This is a genomic window from Halobacterium yunchengense (assembly GCF_037031165.1).
Classification (GTDB): domain Archaea; phylum Halobacteriota; class Halobacteria; order Halobacteriales; family Halobacteriaceae; genus Halobacterium; species Halobacterium yunchengense.
This window is the reverse complement of the sequence record NZ_JAYEZL010000006.1, coordinates 154,618-176,904: the sequence shown is the minus strand read 5'-3', so window position 1 is coordinate 176,904 and position 22,287 is coordinate 154,618. Positions and strand designations below refer to the sequence as shown.

The window sequence follows — 22,287 nt, the reverse complement described above, 5'->3', positions numbered from 1 at the left end:
CCAGGGCGCCGGCGGCGAATAGCGGTTGGGGTTCCGGTAGCGGGGTCGTCGAGCCGGGACCGTTATGCGCGACCGGCGCGAAGCTGCGCGCATGCACGGCGAGACAGTCGTCGAGTGCTCGTGTGGCTTCGAGGCCGGGTTCGACCGGCTGCGGGACGCGCGCGAGGCCGTCGACGCCCACGAGTCGGCCGGCCACGACGCGGACTGGGACATCCGCAGGGTCGCACCGGGCGTCGAGCGCGCGGGCGAGGACGCGGGCGTCTGCGGCCGCCCCGAGTGCACGGACGAGGCGTCGCCGCTGTTCCGCGACGACCTGTAGCGGGGGCGGACGCGGTACAGCGAAACCGCGCGAGAGAGCTGTTACTCCGCGTCGGCGGGCGTGTCGAAGTCGTGGAAGTGCTCGCCCTCCTCCTTCGAGAGGACGTCGAGTGCGGCGGCCGCGCCGTCGCCCGCCGAGATGACCGCCTGCCACTCCTGGTCGCGCACCATCGCGCCGGTCGCGTACGCGTCAGCGACGCTGGTCTCCATGTCCACGTCGACGTCCACGACGTCGCCGTCGAACGCCGCGCCGAGGTCGTCCGCGAGGTCGCGGTCCGCGCCAGTCGCCAGCACGAGGTACGCGGCCTCGTACTCGTCGTCCTCGGTGGTCACGGTGAAGCCGTCGCCGCTCGAGGCGACGCCCGTGACCGCCTCGCCCTGGCGGCGGTCGACGCCGAACTCGTCGACTTGCTCGCGGGCGTCCTCGACGAACGCCGAGCCGTCCCGCGAGTCGATGCCGAGGTAGTTGAACAGGTGGGCCTTGTGCATCCACGTCTCGTCCGTGTCGAAGACGGTGGTTTCGAGGCCGTTCTTCGCCGTGAACAGCGCGGCGCTCAGGCCGGCGGGGCCGCCGCCGACGACGATGACGTCCGTCATGGGTGACAGTTCGGCCGCGCGTCCGATAAAGCTACGCGTCCTCGAGGATCTCACGGGTTCTCCGGTGGCGGTACCGGAACCCGGGCTCGAGGAACGCGCCGGCGACGCCGTCGAGCACGCCGCCAGCGGGCGCGCGGTACTCCACGCGGTCCCTGACCAGCGTCCCGTCGCCGTCGCCGTAGAAGAGGTGCGTGTGTTCCCAGTGCGGGAACGGCCCGTCCTCCATCACGTCCACGAAGTACGCGGTGGCCTCGCCCTCCTCGCGGGCCGTGATGCGGGACACCCAGCGCTGCCGCGGCCCGACGCCGAACGGCTGCACTGACGCGCGGATGCGCGTCCCCGCGGTCAGCACGTGCGTCTCCGGTTCGGCCGCCGGGCGCTCGATCTCCTCGACGCGGAGGTGCAGCCAGTCCGGCGTCAGCGACCGCAGGCCGTCGATGGTGGAGTGGAACGCCCAGACGTCCGCGAGCGGCGCGCGGACCCGGACCTCCCGCTCGAACGTCGCCATACCTACTCGTTGGGCGCGCGGGCGCAAAATTCCGGCGGCGACAGTGCTACCACGTGCCACGACCCGCTCCGGTCGGTGCCGCGACCGGCACGCGCCCGAGCGGCGGTGACCGCTACTTCAGTCGCTCCTGGAGGAACGACGGGTGGGCGGCCGTCACGCCGTCGATGCCCATGATGTCGTCGCTGATGACCTCCCCGAGCGCGTCGCCGTCCGCCGCGCGGACCTCCGCCATCAGCATGTGGTCGCCGCTGGACGTGTACAGCGCGCGGACAGCGTCCATCTCCTTGAGGTCGCGGGTCGCCTCGACGTAGCGCTCCGAGGCGACGTCGATGCCGACGAGCGCGATGCTCTGCCCGGAGAGCTTCTTCGGGTCGACGTCCGCGGAGTAGCCGACGATGACGCCCTCCTCCTCGAGTCTGTCGATGTACTTCCGGACCGTCGGCTTCGAGACGTCCGCGCGCGCGGCGATGTCGGCGTACGACGCCTGCGCGTCCTCCTCGAGCGCGGCGAGGATGCGGTCCTCCGTCGATTCGGTACTCACACCCGTCGTTTTGGTGGCTGTGAAAAAATATCTTCCGAATCAGTAAGTCGCGCGGGACGAACGCACAACGACCGCCCGGCGGCAATCGGCTGCCGGTGGCGACCGTCCAGTCAGCGACAGTCGGCTGCCGGTGGCGACCGTCCAGTCAGCGACAGTCGGCTGCCGGTGGCGACCGTCCAGTCAGCGACAGTCGGCTGCCGGTGGCGGCGGCGGTGCTACTTGTGGCGGTCGACGAGGTCGTACGAGCGCTCCCACTCGTAGTCGTCGTCGAAGTACCGCTCCGCCAGCGGCTCCTCGGGCATGTCGCCGCGCTGCTGTTTCTCCTGCTGGTAGGAGTTCCGCTCGCTGTCCTTGTAGTACCGGCCCGTCAAGACGGTGCCCTCGTAGAGGGCGTTCTCCGTCTCGTGCATCATCTCCGACGCCTCGCGGCGGTCGGTGACGTCGAAGTCGTAGTCGTCGGACTCCTGGACGTCGACGTAGGGGACGTACTGCTTGGCGTCCTTGTTCCACGTCGGACACTGCGTCAGGAAGTCGATGTGCGCGAAGCCGTCGTGCTCGACGGCCTCCACGATGATCTCCTGGGCCTGGTTCGGGTTCACCGCCGCGGTGCGCGCGACGAACGACGCGCCCGCCGACAGGCTCATCGACAGCGGCCGCACCGGGTCCTTCGCGTTCCCGTGGGGCTGGGTCTTCGACTTGTGGCCCTTCGGCGACGTCGGCGACGTCTGGCCCTTCGTCAGGCCGAAGACCTCGTTGTTGAACACGATGTACGTCATGTCGTGGTTCTCGCGGGCGGTGTGCATGAAGTGGTTCCCGCCGATGCCGTAGCCGTCGCCGTCGCCGCCGGCGGCCACCACTTCCAGGTCGTGGTTCGCGAGCTTCGCCGCGCGAGCGACCGGCAGCGACCGGCCGTGGATCGTGTGGAAGCCGTAGCTCTCGAAGTAGCTGTTGAGCTTCCCCGAGCAGCCGATGCCCGTGCACAGCAGGACCTCCTCGGGGTCCTTGCCGAGTTCCGCCATCGCGCCCTTCAGCGCCTTCAGGACGCCGAAGTCGCCGCAGCCCGGACACCACGTCGGCTGCGGCTCGATGCCGGGCGTGAACTCGTCTCGCTCGACGTCCCGTTCCTCTCCGATCGCGCTGAACGCTTTGCTCATGGATTAGTCACCTGCTGCGGGTTCGAGGGTCGTCTGTGCGGTCGGTTCGCCGCCGCCGTCCTGCTCGAGCTCGACGGCCTCGACGATCTCCGCGGGCTCGAAGGGGTTGCCGTTGTACTTCAGGAGGCTCGAGAGCTTCCCGCCGAAGTCCCCGACCTCCTTCTGGATGAGCCCGCGGAACTGCTTGGTCGAAGACATCTCCACGACGATGGCCTCGTCGACGCTGTCGACGAACTCGCGGACGCGCTCGGCGGGGAACGGCGAGAGGTCGCTGACGCCCAGCGCCTTCACGCTGTTCCCGTCGTCGTTCAGCCGCTCGACGGCCTCCGCGACGGTGCCCTGCTGGCTGCCCCAGACGACGAGGCCGAAGTCCGCGTCCTCGTCGCCGTACACGACCTGCTGGTCGCGCTCGTCGAGGTCCTCGCGGACCGCGTCGAGCTTCTGGAGGCGCCGCTCGACCTGCGCGACGCGGTTGTCCGGGTCCTCGGCGATGTGGCCGGTCGGCCAGTGCTCGTTGCCCGTCGCGAGGAACCGGCCGCCCTTCTGGCCGGGGATCGTGCGCGGACTCACGCCGTCCTCGACGTCGTGTTGGAAGCGCTCGAACTTCCCGGTCACGTCGTGGGCGGCGTCCTCGATCTCGTCCTCCGTGAGCGTGCTCCCGAGGCTCGGGTTCGGCTCGCGGTCGAAGAACGAGGCGTCGACGTTCCGGTACTCGCCGGAGAGCTTCTGGTCGTAGACGACGATCGAGGGGATCTGGTACTCGTAGGCGAGTTCGAAGGCGGTTCGCGTCTGCTCGTAGCACTCCTTCGGGTCGCTGGGACCGAACGCCACGCGGTGGCTGTCGCCCTGGCTCGTGTACAGGATGTGCTCGAGGTCGGCCTGCTCGGGCTTCGTCGGCATCCCCGTCGAGGGGCCGGCCCGCATCGCCTCCAGCAGCACGAGCGGCGTCTCGGTCATCTCCGCGAGTCCGAGCGGCTCGGACATGAGCGCGAACCCGCCGCCGGAGGAGCCCGACATCGCCTTCACGCCGGCGTGGCTCGCGCCCACCGCGAGCGCCGCCGCCGCGATCTCGTCTTCGACCTGCTCGGCGATGCCGCCCATGTCAGGCAGCGCCTGACTCATGATGGTGAACACGTCGGTCCACGGCGTCATCGGGTACCCGGAGATGAACCGACAGCCGGCGTCGATGGCGCCGTACGCGATGCCGTGGCTCCCCGAGACGAGCACCTGCTCCTCGTCGTGTTCGCCCTCCGGGACCGTCAGGTCGTGCGTGTGCTCGAGGTCCTGGACCTGCTCGTAGGCGTCGTGCAGGACCTCGAGGTTCTGCTCGAGGACGTCGCCGCTCATCGCCTCGGACATCAGGTCCTCGACGTGGTCGAGGTCCATGTCGATCAGCGCCGCCGTCGCCCCGACGCCCGCGGTGTTCCGCATGACCTCGCGGCCGTGTTCTTTCGCGAGGCCGCGGAGGTCCAGCGGGTAGACGTGCCAGTCGTTCTCCTCGGCCCGCTCCTCGAGGCCGTCGACGTCCTCCTCGTCGAGCAGCCCCTCGTCGTAGACGATGATGCCGCCCTCGCGGAGGTCCTCGAGGTTCTCGGTCAGCGGCTTCACTTCCTCGTCGCCGTAGACGGCGTGCTCGCTCGGGTTCCGCGCGAACGAGTCGCCGAGCGCGAGCAGGAAGTTGTAGCCGTCGCCGCGCGACGTTACTTCGCCGTCCCGCGCGCGGATCTCGACGTACGTGTGGCCGCCGCGGATGCGGGACGGGTAGTGACGGTGCGTGAAGACGTCGAGTCCCGAACGCATCAACGCCTTCGCGAAGTTCTGGCTCGTGGAGTCGATTCCGTCGCCGGAACCCCCTGCCACTCGCCAGATGAGTTCGTCATCAGTCATAGTGTAACCTCTGGCCCGTGCTCGGACCGTTACTGGAGGTTGGTGCGTTCGCCACTAAATCGTTTGCCATCCATTATCACGGAAAGATGATTAAGGACTCCCCCACGCCGACCGCGCTCCTGCGTTCGCGCCGGCGGAGCGGAGGCGAGGCCCGCAATTATCATTCTGTATTATCGCGATGAAATTTTATATACGGGTTAGCGGATTCAACTACCTGTAGTGTGAATGTTGAGTGGCTGTTCGCCGCCCTCCTCGTGTTCGGGGCGGCGACGACCCCTGGTATCGCCGCCGCGAACGACCCGCCGCTGCCCGACGCCGGCCTCGACCAGACGGTCACGCGCGGCAGCACCGTCTACCTCGACGCCGCTGGCTCGCGCGACCCCGACGGGACCATCGAACGCTACGAGTGGTCGATCGCCGGCGTCGACGGCGACGCGACCAACGCGACCACGCCCGCCTGCCCGACCTGCGAACGCACGAAGTTCCAGGCCGAAGCCACCGGCACGTACCGCGCCACGCTCGAAGTGACCGACGACGACGGTGCTACCGCGACCGATGCGCTCTACGTCACGGTCGAACCCGGCGACCCACCGTCCGTGTCGCTGTCGGGCCCCACGGCGACGACGACGGCCGACGCCGCCGCGTTCACCGCGGACACTGACGCAGGTGCAGCGCCGCTGGACCGGCTCGTCTGGAAACAGGACGGCGAACGCGTCGCCACTGAGTACCTCTCGGGCGGCGCGGCCACCACCGACCGCGACCTCCACTTCCCCACAGACGGGGCTCACGACGTCACCGTCCTGGCGATCGACGAGGACGGCCAGCGGGCCGCCGACACGCGGGCCATCGACGTTACGAACCCTGACAATCCCATGGACGACACGACGGACTCCCCCGCGAGTAGCGTGCCGGACGTCGACGGCCCTCGCGTGCTCACCAGCGACGACGCGCTCACTGGCACGTACGAACTCACTTCGGGGACGTCCGGCACGTGGATACGCGACGGGGACCGCGTCGACAGCGGCCAGCAGACCGTGCAGACGTTCCCCGCGGGCGTCCACGAACTCTACGCGACGACTGCCGACGCCGCCGCGACGTTCTCGGACGGCACCAGGACCGTCGTCGCCGACCCAGCGCCGGTACTGGAAACCGTGTCCGTCGAGAACGCCTCGATCGTCCCCGTCGACGTCCACGCCACCGACGACTTCGGGAACCTCCAGTCGATTACTATCGAAGTCGACGGGGATACGGTCGAGACCGTCACCGAGGACGGACTGCGAACTGGAGCGACCGGTGATAGCCTCGGCGCTGTAGCACACCTCCGGACGCTCGACCCCGGCCGACACGAGGTCACGGTGACCGCTCGCGACAGCCGCGGACAGACGGACACGGTCACCCGGAGTGTCGAGGTCCCGGGGCCCCCGGAAGTCGTCTCGGCCGGATTCGTCCAGGACGGCCCCCTCGACCAGTACCACCCACGCATCGACGAATCTCGGTACGTGGCGACGTACCGGGTGGTCGTCGATCTGAACGGTGTCGAACCGGAGTTAGTAGATTCAGAGATAAGTGTAGAAACTCAAGGCTGGAATTCTGAAGTCAACCGAACCGCCACTTCGGATGGAAAGTTGGTCATTCAAAAGAAAGCTTATAGAGAAAATATAGGATCAATCGTTGGGAATTCCCGAATTTCGTCAACGAGATGGGAGCTTGACCGAGGCGTCTCAAGAGCATCAATTCAAGTAACCCCGTCACCGCCGGAAATCCGTATTTCGATAATTTCCCCACAATCAGCTGATGCTGATACAATAAGCGGTATGGCATTGAACGCCAGCGGATCGTTCGACCCCGATGGCCGGAGTCTCGAATACGATTGGTACGGCGTTAGTAGTGGACACGCGGAGGGTCCGATAGCGAAACTGGACTCGCTGGACGTCGCAGAGCTGGTAGTCACAGACGGGGCTGGACTGTCGAGTAGCACGAGAGACTTACTGCATTGGTTCGCCCCCGAACTGAGGAACGCTTCGGTAGTCGACGAGGGGCCGTTCTACCCCAACGAGACCGTCGAAGTCGTCGTCTGGTCGGACGTGTTCCGGTACTCCAAGCCCGAGTACGAGGATTCGGCGTCCTTCGCTCTCGATTCCGATAGCGGCCGAGTGGTCGACAGAGAGCTGTTCCGCGACCCCGGCCCACAGAACGGAATCCCGGAGGGGGAACCGCGCTCCCGCCAGTACCGCTGGACAGTCGAGATTCCGGCACGCGAGTTCCTGGATTCGTCTGAGCCGCTTGAGGTCGCTTCCGCGCCGACGGAGAAACCCGTGATCGCCGACTCGCTGCCTCTCGAGGAGCCGACCGTATTCGTGCCGACTGACGCCGAAATTGACGAGATAGATACCTCCGTTCGGTACCGCGTCGAACGTCCGACCTACCAGAAACGCGCGACGGTCGACGAAACGTACCGAGACGAGCTACTCGGGGACGGGTACGAGGTCGCGCTGACGACCAACAGCGGACAGGAGTACGTTCTCGAGGAGCGTGTGAAAGTAGAGGATGCGGAGTACGACGTCGACCGGATGGAGTTCCAGCAGCGCGGTCGGCGCGGGATGTACCTCGAGGACAACCCCGAGTGGGAGGACGCCGGTTCGCAACTGGAGACGCGAAGCTGGACGACGACGGAACGCGAGTGGAGATCCGACCAGAGCGGCGATGGAACGTTCACGGGGAACACACGGCGGAAACTCGTCGAGCACGGTCGGTACCAGACCGAGCACGAGTACCGTCACGAGACGACGGAGACCTACTGGACGACCGAGACCTACCAGGACACATATACAACGACCGAGACAGAGACCGTGACCAGGGAGCGCTGCACTGCGTTCGGCTGTTACAATTACCAGACGACGACTACCGAAACGGAGTACCACACTGTGACGCGAACTCGGCGAGTGCAGGAGACCAGAACGGTGACCGAGACCTACTGGGCCACGCGTCCACGAGGGTGGTCGCACGAACGCACCGGACGCGAACGGACCATCACGCTCGAGGAACCGGAATACGAGCGCCAGTACGAATTCGAGGTCGAAGAACGACACGAGGAGACGACGAGAGTCTACTTCGCAGCGCACCGGACGCTCGTCCAGCCCGCAGAGTACGAGTGGCAGACGGAAAAGACCGTGGCCAGGCAGTCGCTGGCCGAACTAGAAGCGAACGCCGACGACACGCGCATCGCCGAAACGAGACCGACTCGAGAGTGGATCCTCAAGAAACAGGACGGGACGGAAGTTACCACGAGAGGCTACACAGAGCCCGACTGGGAGGTTCTCGAAACCATCGGTACTGCGGAAGCCACCGTAATCCAGCACTATACTCCGAACAGCGGCAAGCAAGTTGCTTCTAAAAGGACTAAAGAGCAACAGACAAAAATAGAAATAATCGAACAAAGCCAAGTTACCAGAGAGAAGATTAAAGACCAATTAGTAAAGGAATTAAAGAGGAAACATGAGCGTTGATAGGGGAATCCTTTTAGCTTTGGTCATATTAGTGATGAGTTCATCGGTTGTGACGGTGGGTGCAATAAATACTCAGCAGCCATGTGGTAGTGCAGTCAGTGAGACCGTTGTTCATGAGATGGGTGAGTCAATCCACATTGAATACATATTTGAATATTCTAGGGAATCGAACAAAGTCTGTGTGGAGGTAAGTAATGAGGGTGAAAAGAAACACTCCGGTATATTTCATATCGGCGTGGACAATATATCTGCAACACCAGAAGTATCAGAAGTAGCCCCCAACGAGTCGAATCATTACAAGGTGAACATCTCCAACCATCTAGATTCCCTAGAAAAGAACCACACGGTCGAGATGGGTGCTTGGGGCACGTCGTACACGTACAACTTCACCCGGGAGATCGATTCGACGGCCCGTAATTCCCTGTCGCCGTACATCGAAGACGTGGAAGTCGCGCGGTACGAGGACAACGGGTCGTCAGCGCTTCGAGTCGCCGTCAGGAATCCCACAGAGCGCGGGTACGGGATGTACGTCCAAGCGAAGACGTTCGGCACGAAACGCGTCTACACGACGGGCGCACCGCAGCCGAACGAGACGAAGGTGTTCACGCTCCCGCTGGAGGAGGGATCGGACGCTGTCGTCGCTGGCAAAGTCCGCATCTTCGACGACTGGGGCGACCCTGACACGAAGTACGGGCAGGTGGAGTTCATGTCCGAGCCCGGTGCGGACACCGAGTCCTGGCAGAAGGAGTTCGAACACATGCCGGGCACGGATTCCGAGGCGCCCTACCAGAACGAGTCGGCGAGGCACGCGCGATCGGGCGTGGTCGACGAGGACTACTACTCCGAGCGCACTCAGAAAATCGGCGCGGCTGGCGTCGTCGTGTTGCTCGTCGCGGCAGTCGCGTGGCGGCGCAGGCGGAAGTTCCGGTGACGCCGGGTTCCGGACCTTCCGCTAACGTTCGATGCCGCCCTGTTCGGAGATCCGCAAGATGTTCCGCATGTTGAGGTAGACGTGCTGGGCGTCGGTGTCCTCGCCGTCGTCGTAGATGTCGCTGACGCGGTGGACGATTGCGGCGACGCGTTCGGCCTCCTCGCTGCCCTCTCCGCGGAGGTCGTCAGCGACCTCGCGGAGGGCGTCGCGCTTCTCGCTGTCGTCGAACTCTGACATGGGTGCTGTGTGGGTGGTACACCGACCGCGTAGTTAGTGTTTGGCGGGTCGGCTGGCGTCGCGGCGGTGGACGAGGCCGACCATGTCCGCTGTCTCGGCGACGAACTCGCGGAACGCCTGGCCGGTCTGGTTGTCGTCGTCGAGGACGACCGGCTTGCCGTCGTCGCCGCCCTCGCGGACGCTCGGGTCGAGGGGGATGGAGCCGAGGAACGGGAGTTCGTTGTCGTCGGCGAACTGCCGGCCGCCGCCGCTGCCGAAGATGTCGTGGTCGCCGCCGCAGTCCGGGCAGACGAACGTGCTCATGTTCTCGGCGACGCCGAGGACGGTCGTGTCGTGGCGGCCGAACATGCGGAGGCCCTTGCGGGCGTCGTCGACGGCGACCTCCTGGGGCGTGGTGACCACGACGGCGCCGGTGAGCGGGACGGTCTGGAGGAGGGTGAGCTGGGTGTCGCCGGTGCCCGGCGGGAGGTCGACGACGAGGTAGTCGAGGTGGCCCCACTCGACGTCCTCGACGAGCTGGGTGAGGACCTTGTGGACCATGGGGCCGCGCCAGATGACGGGGTCGTCCTCGCCGACCATGAACGCCATGCTCATGAGTTTCATGCCGTGGCGTTCCGGGGGGACGATGGTCTCGCTCTCGGTGGCCTTGGGGTGGTCGTCGGCGTCGACCATGCGGGGGACGTTCGGGCCGTAGATGTCGGCGTCGAAGAGTCCGACGCGGGCGCCGCGGTCGGCGAGGCCGGCGGCGAGGTTGACGGCGACGGTGGACTTGCCGACGCCGCCCTTGCCGGAGGCGACGGCGACGACGTTCTTCACGCCGGGGAGGACGTCGCCGCCGGTTCGGTCGGGAATGGCGGCGGTGAGGTCGGGTTCGAGGCCGGCGTCGGTGAGGACCTCGCGGACGCGCCCGGCGATGTCCGTCTCGGTGGGCGAGTAGGGTGCGCCGAGCGCGAGCGAGACAGTGACGGTGTCGCCGTCGACGTCGAGGTCGTTGACGAGGCCGAGGGAGACGATGTCGTCGCCGAGACCCGGGTCCTCCACGTCCCGCAGGAGGTCCCGGACGTCGTCTTCGTTCATGGCGCCGAGTAGGGGCCGGTGCGCCGATAAGGATTGTGACGAACACTCGTGGCCCCACCGGCGGGAGTGTAACCACTCGCGGTTACGAAACGGGGGTTTCCACCCACGAGTTTATGCACCTTCACGTGCGAACCTCTTGCATGCTCTCGGACTCGTTCGGACGCGAGGTCTCTGGCGTCCGGGTGTCTCTCACAGACCGCTGTAACTTCGACTGCGTCTACTGCCACAACGAGGGGCTGGGGGACACGCGCGGGCCGATGGACCCGCGAGACCACGAGATGAGCGCGGACGACGTCGTCCGCTTCCTGGAGGTCGCCGAGGAGTTCGACGTCGGGAAGGTGAAACTCACCGGCGGGGAGCCGATGCTGCGGGACGACCTCGAGGAGATCGTCCGGCGCACACCGGACTCGATGGAGGTGTCGATGACGACGAACGGGACGTTCCTCCCCGGGCGCGCCGAGGGGCTCGTGGACGCGGGGCTCGAACGCGTGAACGTCTCCCAGGACGCCCTCGACCCCGAGGACTTCAAGCGGCTGACCCAGAGCGGCGCGTACGAGCAGGTGCTGGATGGCGTCCGGGCGGCGGTGGACGCCGGCCTGGACCCGGTGAAACTGAACATGGTGGTGTTCCGGAAGACGGCCGGCTACGTCCCGGAGATGGTCGACCACGTCGCCGAGCACGACAGCCTCCAGCTCCAGCTCATCGAGTACATGCCGGAGATCGCGGGCCACCCCGAGTGGGCGGTCGACATCGAGGACGTCCACGACTGGCTCGCGGAGCGCGCGGACCGCGTCGAGCACCGCGAGATGCACGACCGGCGCCGGTACTGGGTCGACGGCGGGATGGTCGAGATCGTCGATCCCGTGGGGAACGAGGAGTTCTGCGCGAACTGCCACCGGGTGCGCGTGACCCACGAGGGCTACCTGAAGGGCTGTTTGAACCGCAACGACGACCTGCGGTCGATGGGCGAGATGACGAAGCCCGAGATCCGCGAGGCGTTCCGGGAGACCGTCGAGAACCGCGTGCCGTACTACGGCGAGTACATGGTCGAGGACGGTGACGGCGGCTGGGAGGTCAACGACGAGTACATCGAGGTGTACGCGGACGGCGGCGAACAGCCGGAGTGAACGCAGTGAGTGAGGGCGTTCGTCGCCGCAGTGAACGGGGGGCTCGTCGACCCCGTAAGTGGGGCTCGTTGGCCGCCGGGCGGGCGCCGGAGCGTTCCGGGGCGGGAGCGCCGCAGACCGCCGCCTTTCGTGATGTTTAAGTGTAGTCCCCGATTTCTCTCGAACGCAGTCACTGTAGGGGCCCAGGCCCCGAGTCCGAGAGGGCGAAGATACACACGGAAGCGGGTCGTGGTAGCCTAGCCTGGTCAAGGCGCAGGGTTGCTAACTCTGTGGCGTAAGCCTCCGGGGTTCAAATCCCCGCCACGACGCCTCTCCACAACACACCAAAACATGAGTTCGGAAGAAGGAGACGCGGACGAGGACATTCGATACTTCGTCCGCATCGGTCAGACAGACCTCGACGGCACGAAGACCGTCGAGCGTGCCCTCGCGGAGCTCGACGGCGTCGGCCGCCGAGTCGCGCGAGTCGTCGCGGAGCAAGCGGGCGTCGACCGCACCGCGACGATGGGCCGCCTCGACGACGACGCCATCGAGAGCGTCAAGACGGCTGTCGGCGAGTTCGCCGACAGCGCGCCGGACTGGCTGGCGAACCGCCGGAAGGACTTCTACTCCGGCGAGACCCAGCACGTCACCGGCAACGACGTCAGCCTGACGCGCGACCAGGACATCAACCGGATGCAGATGATCCGCTCGTACAAGGGCATCCGGCACGAGCGCGGACAGAAGGTCCGCGGTCAGCGCACGAAGTCCACCGGTCGCACGGAGGGCACCATCGGCGTCAACGTCGAGGCGATCAAGGAAGAACAGGCAGAGGAAGAAGCGGGTGGTGAAGAGTAATGGCGCTCCCCGGTGAGAACACCAAGTTCTACGAGACGCCGAACCACCCCTACCAGGGCGAACGCATCGCCGAGGAGAGCGACCTGATCTCCCGGTACGGCCTGAAGAACAAGGAGGAGCTGTGGCGCGCGCAGTCCGAACTGCGCGACTACCGCCGCGAGGCGCGCCGGCTGCTCGGTCGCACGGAGGCCGTCAGCGGCGACGAGTTCGTCTCCCGCCTGCAGCGCATCGGCGTGCTCTCCGAACAGGAGGGCCTCGACGACGTGCTGTCCCTGGACGTGACGGACGTCCTCGAGCGCCGCCTGCAGACGGTGGCCTACCGCGAGGGACTCGCGAACACGGCCAAGCAGGCCCGGCAGTTCATCACGCACGGCCACGTCACCGTCGACGGCAGCCGCGTCACGGAGCCGTCGTACAAGGTGACCGTCGACGAGGAGGACGCGCTCGCGTTCGACGAACGAAGCGACCTCACGGACGAACTGCACCCGGCTCGCGCCGGTGCACAGGAGTGACCAACAATGGCTGACGACACCAAATGGGGCATCGCGCACATCCACGCCTCGTTCAACAACACCATCATGACCGTCACCGACGAGACGGGCGCCGAGACGCTCGCGAAGTCCAGTGGCGGGAGCGTGGTGAAGCAGAACCGCGACGAGGCGTCGCCGTACGCCGCGATGCAGATGGCCGAACAGCTCGCAGAGGACGTCCTGGAGCAGGGCATCGAGAAGGTGCACGTCCGCGTGCGCGGCCCGGGTGGCAACCTCCAGCGCAGCCCGGGTCCGGGCGCGCAGGCGGCCATCCGCGCGCTCGCTCGCGCCGGCCTCGAGATCGGTCGCATCGAGGACGTCACCCCGATTCCGCACGACGGGACGCGACCGCCGAAGAACAGCGGGTACTAAGCATGAGCACGGACTTCGACGTCGAATTCGTCGACAGAGGCGACCGGGAAGCCCGGTTCGTCGTCCGCAACATCACGCCGGCGTTCGCGAACGGCGTCCGTCGCGCGATCCTCGCCGACGTGCCGACGCTGTCCATCGACAGCGTGCGCTTCGTGGAGAACTCCAGCGTGATGTTCGACGAACAGCTCGCGTTGCGCCTCGGGCTCGTCCCGCTGACGACGCCGGAGGACTTCGCGGAGGGCGACGCGGTCACGCTCGCGCTCGACGTCGAGGGCCCGGGGACGGCGTACTCGGGCGACCTGGTCTGCCAGGACCCCGAGGTCGAGGCCGCAGACACGAACATCCCCATCATCGAGCTGAAAGACGACCAGCGCCTCGAGCTGGAGGCCGACGCCGAGCTCGGCTACGGCCGCGACCACGCCAAACACCAGGGCGGGGTCGCGGTCGGCTACCGGCACCTCCAGCGCGTGAACGTCGTCGGCGACGCGCCCGAGTACGCCGAGGAGGAACCCGAGATCCTCCGCGGCGTCGTCGAGGAGGACGGTGACCTCGTGCCGACCGAGGAGTTCGACAACGACCTCACGAACCGGTACCCGGGCAAGGAGGTCGAGGTCGAGGACGTCCAGGGCGCGTTCGTCTTCCACGTGGAATCCGACGGCTCGATGCCCGTCACCGAGCTGGTGCTCCGCGCCGTCGACTCCCTGGTCGACCGCGCGGACGAACTCGAACAGGCAGTCCAACTGTAACAATGTCCGCCGCCACCCTTCAGTCCGCTCCGGCGTCCGCTCCTGCCCCGGGAGCCACGGGACCGGCAATCGAAATGGGTAAGAAGGGCCGGCGGCAAACGAGGAGTGAGGCCGGGTTCCGGCCGTGCAGGGGTAGCCAAGTTAGGCCAAAGGCGCAGCGTTCAGGGCGCTGTCCCGTAGGGGTTCGCAGGTTCAAATCCTGCTCCCTGCACTCGACTTCTCAGCACTTTCAGGAGCACGAGTATGAGTAAGACAAGTCCGAGACTCAGCAGTCTCATCGCCGAACTGAAGTCCGCCGCCCGGAACTCGGGCGCGGACGTCTGGCGCGACGTCGCGGAGCGGCTGGAGAAGCCGCGCCGCACGCACGCCGAGGTGAACCTGAGTCGCATCGAACGATACGCGAACGAGGACGAGACCGTCGTCGTCCCCGGCAAGGTGCTGGGGTCCGGCGCGCTGCGGAAGCCCGTCACCGTCGCTGCCGTGGACTTCTCCGGCAGCGCGGAGACGAAGATCGAGCACGCCGACGGCGAGACCGTCCACCTGGCACAGGCAGTCGAACAGAACCCCGAGGGCAGCGACGTGCGGGTGATCCGATGAGTCTCGCGGAGTTCGACGCCGACGTCGTCGTCGACGCCCGGGACTGCATCCTGGGTCGCGTCGCGAGCAACGTCGCCGAGCGCGCCCTCGACGGCGAGTCGGTCGCCGTCGTGAACGCCGAGCAGGCGGTCGTCACCGGCACGAAGGAGGACGTCTTCGGGACGTACCGCAAGCGCGCGGAGCTCGGCTCCGACAGCGGCCCGTACTACCCGAAGCGCCCCGACGGCATCTTCAAGCGCGCCGTCCGCGGCATGCTGCCGTACAAGCAGCGCGACGGCCGCGAGGCGTTCGAGAACGTCCGCGTCTACGTGGGGAACCCGCTGGACGAGGACGGCGAGGTGCTCGAGGAGACGTCCCTCGACCGGCTCTCGACCATCCGCTTCGTCACCCTCGGCGAAGTCTCCGAAGAACTGGGGGCTAACGTCACATGGTAACCAACACGTCAGGAAAGAAGAAGACCGCCGTCGCGCGGGCGACCGTCAGCGACGGCGAGGGTCGCGTGCGAATCAACTCCACGCCGGTGGAGCTCGTCGAACCGGAGATGGCGCGCCTGAAGATGCTGGAGCCGTTCCGCATCGCCGGCGATGACCTCCGCGACGGCGTCGACGTCGACGTCGACGTCTCCGGCGGCGGCTTCGCCGGGCAGGCGGACGCCGTCCGCACCGCCATCGCGCGCGGGCTCGTCGAGCACTACGGCGACGCCGAACTCCAGGACACGTACCGCGAGTTCGACCGCAGCCTGCTGGTCAACGACGTCCGCCAGTCCGAGTCCAAGAAGTGGGGCGGCCCCGGCGCTCGCGCCCGCTACCAGAAGTCCTACCGCTGAGGTGTCCAAGCCATGATGGTACCAGTCCGGTGTTTCACGTGCGGTAACGTCGTCGGCGAGTACTGGGAGGAGTTCAAGGCGCGCGCGGAGACCCACGACGGCGACGAGGACCCCGCGGACGTGCTGGACGACCTCGGCGTCGACCGGCACTGCTGTCGGCGGATGCTCGTCTCCCACCAGGACCTGGTGGACGTCGTCTCCCCCTACCAATGAGCGAGTCACAGCACTTCAACCGGTACGAGAAGGCCCGCATCATCGGGGCGCGAGCGCTGCAGGTGTCCTACGGCGCGCCCGTCCTGGTCGACACCGACCAGACGGAGCCCATCCTCATCGCGGCCGAGGAGTACGACGCGGACGCGCTCCCGTTCACCGTCCGGAGGGGCGACTGAGGGATGACGCGCATCGAGTCCGTCCGCTACCGACCGATCCTCGACTCGCGCGGCGAGAAGACCGTGGAGGCCGAGGTCGTGACCGAGGACGGCGGGTTCGGCCGCGCCGCCGCGCCGTCGGGCGCGAGCACGGGCGAGTACGAGGCCGTCGAGCTCCCCGTCGAGGAGGCGATCGCGGCGGCCCGCGAGCACGTCGCGCCGCGCCTCGAGGGCGCGTTCGCGGGCGACCAGCGCGGCGTCGACCGCGCGCTCCGCGCCGCCGACGGCACGGAGAACTTCTCGGAGGTCGGCGCGAACAGCGCCGTCGCGACGAGCATGGCGGCCGCGAAGGCCGCCGCGGACGTGCTCGGTGTGCCGCTCTACCAGCACCTCGGCGGGTCGTTCCGCGGCCGGAACTTCCCGGTGCCGCTGGGGAACGTCGTCGGCGGCGGCGCGCACGCCGCGGACGCCACCGCCATCCAGGAGTTCCTGGCGGCGCCCGTGGGCGCGCCGAGCGTCCGGCAGGCCGTGTTCGCGAACGCGGCCGTCCACGAGCGCGTCGGCGAACTCCTCGCGGAGCGCGGCGAGGCCGCCGCGAAGGGCGACGAGGGCGCGTGGGCGCCCGCGATCACCGACGCCGAGGCGTTCGAGGTCGTCGACGAGGCCGTCGGCGACGTCGCCGACGAGTTCGGGTTCGACGTCGAGTTCGGACTCGACATGGCGGCCGCGGAGTGCTTCGAGGACGGCGAGTACGTGTACGGCGGGGAGACGCGCTCGACCGACGAGCAGATCGAGTACGTCGCCGGCCTGGTCGACGAGTACGACCTCGCGTACGTCGAGGACCCCCTCGACGAGGACGACTACGAGGGGTTCGCCGCCCTCACCGACCGCGTCGGCGACGCGACGCTGGTCTGCGGTGACGACCTCTTCGTGACGAACGTCGAGCGGCTCCGCGACGGCATCGCGGCGGGCGCGGCGAACAGCATCCTCGTGAAGCCCAACCAGATCGGGACGCTCTCGGACGCGTTCGACGCCATCGAGCTGGCGACCCGGCACGGCTACGACGCGGTGGTCTCCCACCGCAGCGGCGAGACCGAGGACGCGACCATCGCACACCTCGCCGTGGCGACCGACGCCCCCTTCGTGAAGACGGGGACGGTCGGCGGCGAGCGAACCGCAAAACTGAACGAACTCATCCGCATCGCGGACGAAGCATGAGCGACAACGAATCCGACACAGAGGCCGAACTCGAGGACGCCCCCGAGGGCGAGCAGCCCGACGCTGCCGCCGCGGAGGCCGCCGAGAGCGAGGTCCCGACCGACGAACAGCCCGCAGAGGACCCCGAGCCGGAATCGGAGGCGACCTCGACGGCGGACGTGATGTCCGCCGACGAGGCCGACCTCCTGATTCCGGTCGAGGACTACCTGGGCGCCGGCGTCCACATCGGCACCCAGCAGAAGACCAAGGACATGGACCGGTTCATCCACCGCGTCCGCACCGACGGCCTGTACGTCCTCGACGTCTCGAAGACGGACGAGCGCATCCGCACGGCCGCGGACTTCCTCGCGAACTACGACCCCGAGCAGATCCTGGTGACCTCAAGCCGCCAGTACGGCCGCTTCCCCGCGGAGAAGTTCGCGGACGCGGTCGGCGCGCGCGCCCGGACGGGCCGGTTCATCCCGGGGACGCTGACGAACCCCCAGTACGACGGCTACATCGAGCCGGACGTCGTCGTGGTCACGGACCCGATCGGCGACGCGCAGGCCGTCAAGGAGGCGATCACGGTCGGCATCCCCGTGATCGCGATGTGCGACTCGAACAACCAGACGAGCAACGTCGACCTCGTCGTCCCGACGAACAACAAGGGGCGGCGCGCGCTGTCCGTGGTGTACTGGCTGCTGGCCAACGAGACCCTGGACCGCCGCGGCGCCGAGCCGACGTACGCCCTCGAGGACTTCGAGGACGGCCTGTAGGCGCGCTTCGCGATTCGACGCTGGTTCCTTTCGACGCCGCCGACGACCAGCGGCGGCGCCGGGCGGACGGGGCAGAAACTCGCGGTCGGCGTCCCGGGTCAGCGGTCGACGAGGCCGAGGTAGCCGTCGAGGCCGTCGACGAACCGGACGCGCCGCCCGAACCACTCCCGGCCGTCCGACAGCGGGTGCTGGTGGCGGGCGTCGTCGAGGTCCCCGGAGAGGACGACGGTCGCGGGACAGGGACCGAACTCGTCGACGCGGTCGGCGACCCACCCCTGGGCGGGCTCGCAGACGACGACGTCCTGGCCGGGGAACCGCGCGAGGTCGCCGAACGCCTCGTCGTAGTCGTACTCCGGGGTCGGGAACCGGTAGAGGCTGCGGAACCGGTCGACGGTGGCGTCGAGGTCGTCGGTGGCGAGCACCACCCACGCGATGCCCGAGACGGGCGAGCCGTAGAGGTCGCTGTCGGGCACGCGGAACTCCCTCGGGGTGCGGTCGCTGACGACGAACGGCAGGAGGTGTTCGTCCGGCGGGCCGAGGAAGGCGTTGTCCCACTCGACGAGCGTGCCGTCGGGGCGTTCGCGGCTGCCGTAGGACGGGCCGTGGACTTCGACGTCGTGGTCGATGACGCGCTGGCACTCGGCGTGCGCGCTCCCGGTCTCGACACACCAGTCGCTGGGCCCGCCGAGGGGGTCGGCGAACGCGAAGAACTCGCCCCACCACGCGGGGTCGTCGCGGGTGGGCGCGACGAGTTCGAGGTAGGAGCCGTCCGGCAGGACCAGCGCCGCCATCTCGGTGCCTGCGTCGGGGTGTTCGCCGCCGTACGTCGGGTCGAAGCCGGCGGACTCGAAGCGTTCGACGATGGCGTCCAGGCTGGACGCCGCGAACGGCACGTGGTCGATGACGGGTCGCATGCCCCGCGCTTGGCTACGGCGCCTGATAAGTTCTCCGCGGACGTCGGGTCGAGGGGCGCGAGCGGCCGTCAGTACGTGCTGTCGTCGCTCGTGGTGGTGGGTTCGGCGGTGGTCGTGGCCTCGGAGGCTGCTCCGGTGACGCGGGAGCCGTCGGGACCGACCAGCCACCAGACGTCGTTGAGCCCCTGGCCGTTCGCGTCGCCGGGCGCTTCGTCGCCGGCGAAGTAGTACAGCGGCCAGTCGCTGGCGGTCACCTGCAGGCTGCCGTCGTCGCGCTCCGCGGTGCCGAGGTCGGCGGTGACGCCGGACCCGGCAGTGGGGTCGGCGTCGACGGTGAGGGGCGGCCAGTTCGACGCGCAGTCGTCGTAGCACGTCGACTCGCCCCGCTCGTCGGGGTCGAACAGGTAGAGGGCGAACCCGTCGGCGTCGACGAGCACGTCGCCGAACTCGCCGACCGAGCGCGCCAGGACGGTCGCGTCGCCGCCCTCCGCGGTGGTCTCGGCTGCCGTGGTGGTCGCCGCTGGCGTCGCGGTCGGCGGGGCAGTCGTCGGTTCCTCGGTCGTGGCCGCACCGCCGCCGTCTCCGGACGTGCAGCCGGCGAGGGCCGCGGCCGCGCCGGCGGACAGCGCGGCGAGGTAGCGTCTCCGGTGCATCCCGTGTGTGAATTCGTACCACTCGAGGAAAGGGGTTTTCCGAACTCCGACCCGACTCTCTCCGAACTCTCTCCGGAAGCGCTCCAGCGGCGGGAGGCTGGCGGCGGCTACTGTCGCGTGACCCAGGTGAGCGCGAGCAGCGCGGCGAGCTCGCAGACCGCCAGGACCGCGAGCGCGAACGTGTACCGCGGCGGGATCTCCGCGAACCAGCCGCTCGTCGCCGGGTCGAGCGCGAAGAGGTACAGCGCGTACGCGTTCTGCGCGAGGAGGAACCCGCCGAACGCGAGGAACCCCAGGAGGTACGCGCTCCGGTAGCGCCGGTAGTTCCGGAGCCAGACGACGCTCAGCGACGCCGCGAGCGCGAGGTTCAGCGCGGTCCCGGCGCGCAGGACGTCGAACCAGAGCGTCATCGGCTGGTGGCCCCTTGGAGTCGCCGGTCGTTAACCTTGTGCCCGAGCATTCAGTTCACCCGTTCGATGACGTCCTCGACGGTCGCCCAGTCCTCGTCGACGCGGTCGGCGAGCAGGTAGACGGTGCCGTAGCCGTCGCCGGCGTCCTCGACGAGGTCGTGTTCGACGAGGAGGTCGAGGTGGTGACGGACGGTCGTGTAGTCAAGGTCGAGGTCCTCGGCGAGCCGGTTGGCGTTCCGCGGCCGCTCGCGGAGCGCGCGCAGGATGCGACACCGGTTCGGGCCGCCGCGGGCGCCCGCCAGCAGGTACCAGAGGACCCGCTCCATCACGGGCCAGTTGCACGGGTGCGCGAATAAACCCCGGGTCCGGCCGAGAGCGGCCGTCCGCGCTGCGGGAAGTCGGAACTTCTGTAACGGCGTGGCGCACACGCGCTGGTATGACCACCACATCGAGTGCGCCGGGGAAGGTGTACCTCTTCGGCGAGCACGCCGTCGTCTACGGCGAGCCCGCGGTGCCGTGCGCCATCGAGCGGCGCGCCAGTGTCACCGTCACGGAGCGCGGCGACGACCGCGTCCGGGTGTCGGCGTCGGACCTCTCGCTGGACGGGTTCACCGTCGAGTACGCCGCGAACGGGGACGGCCAGCCGGACGTCGACGTGCCGACGCCGCTCATCGAGGCGGCGATGGGGTACGTCGAGGAGGCGCTCGCGCAAGCGCGGGACGCCGCCGGCCGGCCGGACGCCGGCTTCGACGTCGAGATCGAGAGCGCGATCCCGCTGGGCGCCGGCCTCGGGTCGAGCGCGGCGGTCGCGGTCGCGGGCATCGACGCGGCGACGCGCGAGCTCGGCGCCGCCCTCGACCCCGTCGACGTCGCCGACCGCGCGTACCGCGTCGAGTACGAGGTCCAGGACGGCCAGGCGTCGCGCGCGGACACGTTCTGCTCGGCGATGGGCGGCGCGGTCCGCGTGGAGGGCGACGACTGCGCGACCGTCGACGCGCCGGACCTGCCGTTCGTCGTGGGGTACGACGGCGCGAGCCACGACACCGGCGAACTGGTCGCGGGCGTGCGCGCGCTCCGCGAGGAGTTCGACTTCGCCGCGGACACCGTCGAGGCCATCGGCGACCTCGTGCGGCGGGGCGAGGACGCGCTCGCGGCGGGCGACCTCGACACCCTGGGGCGGCTGATGGACTTCAACCACGGCCTGCTGTCGGCGCTCGGCGTGTCCTCGCGGTCCCTGGACAGCCTCGTGTGGGCGGCCCGCGACGGCGGCGCGCTCGGCGCGAAGCTCACGGGCGCGGGCGGCGGCGGCTGCATCGTCGCGCTGGCCGAGGACGCCGGCGTCGAGACGGCGCTGTCGCTGTCGCCGGACTGCGAGGAGTCGTTCCGCGCGGCGCTGGCGACGGAGGGGGTGCGCGCGGAGTGACCGTCGTCGTCAAGCTCGGCGGGAGCGTCGTCACCGAGAAGGACAGCTTCGAGACCGTCGACGAGGACGCGCTCGCCGCCCTCGCCGCGGCCCTCGGTGACGCGGCGGTCGAGGACCTCGTGGTCGTGCACGGCGCGGGGAGTTTCGGCCACCCGCACGCCGCCGACCACGGCATGTCGAGTACGACGGGGTCGCGGGACGCCGGGGCGGTCCGCGCCGTCGCGGACACGATGGAGCGACTGAACCGCGCGGTCGTCGGCGCGCTCGCGGACGCCGGCGTCCCGGCGGTCCCAGTCCACCCGTACTCGGCGAGCCACCGGACCGCCGAGGGCGACCTCCGCTTCCCGACCGGGCACGTCGACGCGATGCTCGGCGAGGGGTTCGTGCCCGTGCTGCACGGCGACCCGATCACGCACGTCGGCGAGGGCGCGAGCATCCTCAGCGGCGACGAGGTCGTCACGCACGTCGCCGCCGAACTGGACGCCGACCGCGTCGGCCTCTGCTCGACGGTGCCGGGCGTCCTCGACGAGTCCGGGAGCGTGGTCGGCGAGATCACAGACTACGGCGACGTCGCGGCGGCGCTCGGCGACAGCGACGCCACGGACGTCACGGGCGGCATGGCGGCGAAGGTCCGGTCGCTGCTCGACCTCGGCGCGCCGGCGTACGTGTTCGGCCCCGCGGACCTCGAGCCGTTCCTCGCCGGCGACCACGCCGGCACCCGCATCGAGGGCTGAAGTCGCGACACGCGCCCCAGT

General features: G+C 68.3%; 28 protein-coding genes and 2 tRNA genes. 19 read left to right on the top strand and 11 right to left on the bottom strand.

All coding sequences use genetic code 11. From position 1 onward, the window contains the following. The first annotated feature begins 91 nt into the window (after positions 1–91). Positions 92–319 (top strand): DUF7542 family protein, encoded by a 228-nt coding sequence (locus U5911_RS15210; RefSeq protein WP_336037905.1) that lies wholly within the window; start codon positions 92–94, stop codon positions 317–319. Positions 320–360: 41 nt separating this feature from the next. Here the strand turns inward: U5911_RS15210 and U5911_RS15205 are convergent, their stop codons facing one another. The 5 genes from U5911_RS15205 to U5911_RS15185 all read right to left on the bottom strand — a co-directional run bounded on the left by U5911_RS15205 (position 361) and on the right by U5911_RS15185 (position 5,005). Then, a complete protein-coding gene (locus tag U5911_RS15205) occupies positions 361–915 on the bottom strand; it encodes an NAD(P)/FAD-dependent oxidoreductase (protein WP_336037904.1) in 555 nt (184 codons plus the stop codon). Positions 916–946: 31 nt separating this feature from the next. Continuing rightward, a complete protein-coding gene (locus U5911_RS15200) occupies positions 947–1,423 on the bottom strand; it encodes an SRPBCC family protein (protein ID WP_336037903.1) in 477 nt (158 codons plus the stop codon). A 112-nt stretch (positions 1,424–1,535) separates the two neighbouring features. Next, positions 1,536–1,964: an HTH-type transcriptional regulator LrpA1 gene (gene lrpA1 / locus U5911_RS15195; protein WP_336037902.1), complete on the bottom strand. Its 429-nt coding sequence runs from the start codon at positions 1,962–1,964 to the stop codon at positions 1,536–1,538. 215 nt (positions 1,965–2,179) lie between these two features. Continuing rightward, positions 2,180–3,118 (bottom strand): thiamine pyrophosphate-dependent enzyme, encoded by a 939-nt coding sequence (locus U5911_RS15190; RefSeq protein WP_336037901.1) that lies wholly within the window; start codon positions 3,116–3,118, stop codon positions 2,180–2,182. Between the two features lie 3 nt (positions 3,119–3,121). Then, complete coding sequence (locus U5911_RS15185; RefSeq protein ID WP_336037900.1) at positions 3,122–5,005, bottom strand: 2-oxoacid:acceptor oxidoreductase subunit alpha; 1,884 nt, start codon at positions 5,003–5,005, stop codon at positions 3,122–3,124. 221 nt (positions 5,006–5,226) lie between these two features. Between U5911_RS15185 and U5911_RS15180 the strand changes: the two genes are divergently transcribed. Both U5911_RS15180 and U5911_RS15175 read left to right on the top strand, forming a co-directional pair. Then, positions 5,227–8,511 carry a PKD domain-containing protein gene (locus U5911_RS15180; RefSeq protein WP_336037899.1) on the top strand — a complete coding sequence of 1,095 codons (3,285 nt, stop codon included), beginning with the start codon at positions 5,227–5,229 and terminating at the stop codon, positions 8,509–8,511. Beyond that, positions 8,501–9,442, top strand: coding sequence for a hypothetical protein (locus tag U5911_RS15175; protein ID WP_336037898.1), 942 nt, complete (start codon positions 8,501–8,503; stop codon positions 9,440–9,442). The genes U5911_RS15180 and U5911_RS15175 overlap by 11 nt, the downstream gene beginning before the upstream one ends. 21 nt (positions 9,443–9,463) lie before the next feature. Here the strand turns inward: U5911_RS15175 and U5911_RS15170 are convergent, their stop codons facing one another. Both U5911_RS15170 and U5911_RS15165 read right to left on the bottom strand, forming a co-directional pair. Then, complete coding sequence (locus U5911_RS15170; protein WP_336037897.1) at positions 9,464–9,679, bottom strand: DUF7976 family protein; 216 nt, start codon at positions 9,677–9,679, stop codon at positions 9,464–9,466. Between the two features lie 33 nt (positions 9,680–9,712). Next, positions 9,713–10,756, bottom strand: coding sequence for an Mrp/NBP35 family ATP-binding protein (locus U5911_RS15165; RefSeq protein ID WP_336037896.1), 1,044 nt, complete (start codon positions 10,754–10,756; stop codon positions 9,713–9,715). Positions 10,757–10,896: 140 nt separating this feature from the next. On the opposite strand from U5911_RS15165, the gene moaA reads away from it, so the two are divergent. The 14 genes from moaA (at position 10,897) to rpsB (ending at position 18,132) form a co-directional block, all read left to right on the top strand. Continuing rightward, complete coding sequence (moaA, locus tag U5911_RS15160; protein WP_336037895.1) at positions 10,897–11,883, top strand: GTP 3',8-cyclase MoaA; 987 nt, start codon at positions 10,897–10,899, stop codon at positions 11,881–11,883. A 225-nt stretch (positions 11,884–12,108) separates the two neighbouring features. Then, a tRNA-Ser gene (locus U5911_RS15155) sits at positions 12,109–12,191 on the top strand. A 22-nt stretch (positions 12,192–12,213) separates the two neighbouring features. Next, positions 12,214–12,720, top strand: a complete 507-nt coding sequence (locus U5911_RS15150; RefSeq protein ID WP_336037894.1) for a 30S ribosomal protein S13 — start codon at positions 12,214–12,216, stop codon at positions 12,718–12,720. Then, on the top strand, positions 12,720–13,232 hold the full coding sequence (locus U5911_RS15145) for a 30S ribosomal protein S4 (protein WP_336037893.1): 513 nt from the start codon (positions 12,720–12,722) through the stop codon (positions 13,230–13,232). The genes U5911_RS15150 and U5911_RS15145 overlap by 1 nt, the downstream gene beginning before the upstream one ends. Before the next feature lie 6 nt (positions 13,233–13,238). Beyond that, positions 13,239–13,622 carry a 30S ribosomal protein S11 gene (locus tag U5911_RS15140; protein ID WP_336037892.1) on the top strand — a complete coding sequence of 128 codons (384 nt, stop codon included), beginning with the start codon at positions 13,239–13,241 and terminating at the stop codon, positions 13,620–13,622. A 2-nt stretch (positions 13,623–13,624) separates the two neighbouring features. Continuing rightward, on the top strand, positions 13,625–14,368 hold the full coding sequence (locus tag U5911_RS15135; protein ID WP_336037891.1) for a DNA-directed RNA polymerase subunit D: 744 nt from the start codon (positions 13,625–13,627) through the stop codon (positions 14,366–14,368). Positions 14,369–14,494: 126 nt separating this feature from the next. Continuing rightward, positions 14,495–14,579: transfer RNA gene (locus U5911_RS15130), tRNA-Leu, on the top strand. A 32-nt stretch (positions 14,580–14,611) separates the two neighbouring features. Beyond that, positions 14,612–14,965 carry a 50S ribosomal protein L18e gene (locus tag U5911_RS15125; RefSeq protein ID WP_336037890.1) on the top strand — a complete coding sequence of 118 codons (354 nt, stop codon included), beginning with the start codon at positions 14,612–14,614 and terminating at the stop codon, positions 14,963–14,965. Beyond that, entirely contained in the window at positions 14,962–15,399 is a 438-nt protein-coding gene (locus U5911_RS15120; protein ID WP_336037889.1) for a 50S ribosomal protein L13, read from the top strand. The genes U5911_RS15125 and U5911_RS15120 overlap by 4 nt, the downstream gene beginning before the upstream one ends. Then, positions 15,393–15,791 carry a 30S ribosomal protein S9 gene (locus U5911_RS15115; RefSeq protein WP_336037888.1) on the top strand — a complete coding sequence of 133 codons (399 nt, stop codon included), beginning with the start codon at positions 15,393–15,395 and terminating at the stop codon, positions 15,789–15,791. Before U5911_RS15120 ends, U5911_RS15115 begins: the two co-directional genes overlap by 7 nt. Before the next feature lie 12 nt (positions 15,792–15,803). After that, positions 15,804–16,004, top strand: a complete 201-nt coding sequence (locus U5911_RS15110; RefSeq protein WP_336037887.1) for a DNA-directed RNA polymerase subunit N — start codon at positions 15,804–15,806, stop codon at positions 16,002–16,004. Continuing rightward, positions 16,001–16,180 carry a DNA-directed RNA polymerase subunit K gene (locus U5911_RS15105; protein ID WP_336037886.1) on the top strand — a complete coding sequence of 60 codons (180 nt, stop codon included), beginning with the start codon at positions 16,001–16,003 and terminating at the stop codon, positions 16,178–16,180. Before U5911_RS15110 ends, U5911_RS15105 begins: the two co-directional genes overlap by 4 nt. Before the next feature lie 3 nt (positions 16,181–16,183). Next, entirely contained in the window at positions 16,184–17,377 is a 1,194-nt protein-coding gene (eno, locus tag U5911_RS15100) for a phosphopyruvate hydratase (RefSeq protein ID WP_336037885.1), read from the top strand. Continuing rightward, entirely contained in the window at positions 17,374–18,132 is a 759-nt protein-coding gene (rpsB, locus tag U5911_RS15095; protein WP_336037884.1) for a 30S ribosomal protein S2, read from the top strand. Before eno ends, rpsB begins: the two co-directional genes overlap by 4 nt. A 98-nt stretch (positions 18,133–18,230) precedes the next feature. Here the strand turns inward: rpsB and U5911_RS15090 are convergent, their stop codons facing one another. The 4 genes from U5911_RS15090 to U5911_RS15075 form a co-directional block, all read right to left on the bottom strand. Then, positions 18,231–19,046: a VOC family protein gene (locus tag U5911_RS15090; protein ID WP_336037883.1), complete on the bottom strand. Its 816-nt coding sequence runs from the start codon at positions 19,044–19,046 to the stop codon at positions 18,231–18,233. Positions 19,047–19,114: 68 nt separating this feature from the next. Beyond that, positions 19,115–19,699, bottom strand: coding sequence for a COG4315 family predicted lipoprotein (locus U5911_RS15085; RefSeq protein WP_336037882.1), 585 nt, complete (start codon positions 19,697–19,699; stop codon positions 19,115–19,117). A gap of 107 nt (positions 19,700–19,806) precedes the next feature. Continuing rightward, positions 19,807–20,109, bottom strand: a complete 303-nt coding sequence (locus U5911_RS15080) for a DUF8036 family membrane protein (RefSeq protein WP_336037881.1) — start codon at positions 20,107–20,109, stop codon at positions 19,807–19,809. A 50-nt stretch (positions 20,110–20,159) separates the two neighbouring features. After that, the gene (locus U5911_RS15075) at positions 20,160–20,435 is read right to left on the bottom strand and encodes a winged helix-turn-helix domain-containing protein (RefSeq protein ID WP_336037880.1); all 276 of its coding nucleotides are present in this window, start codon (positions 20,433–20,435) and stop codon (positions 20,160–20,162) included. Positions 20,436–20,545: 110 nt separating this feature from the next. On the opposite strand from U5911_RS15075, the gene mvk reads away from it, so the two are divergent. Beyond that, the gene (mvk, locus tag U5911_RS15070; RefSeq protein WP_336037879.1) at positions 20,546–21,532 is read left to right on the top strand and encodes a mevalonate kinase; all 987 of its coding nucleotides are present in this window, start codon (positions 20,546–20,548) and stop codon (positions 21,530–21,532) included. Continuing rightward, a complete protein-coding gene (locus U5911_RS15065; RefSeq protein ID WP_336037878.1) occupies positions 21,529–22,266 on the top strand; it encodes an isopentenyl phosphate kinase in 738 nt (245 codons plus the stop codon). Before mvk ends, U5911_RS15065 begins: the two co-directional genes overlap by 4 nt. Positions 22,267–22,287 lie beyond the last annotated feature (21 nt).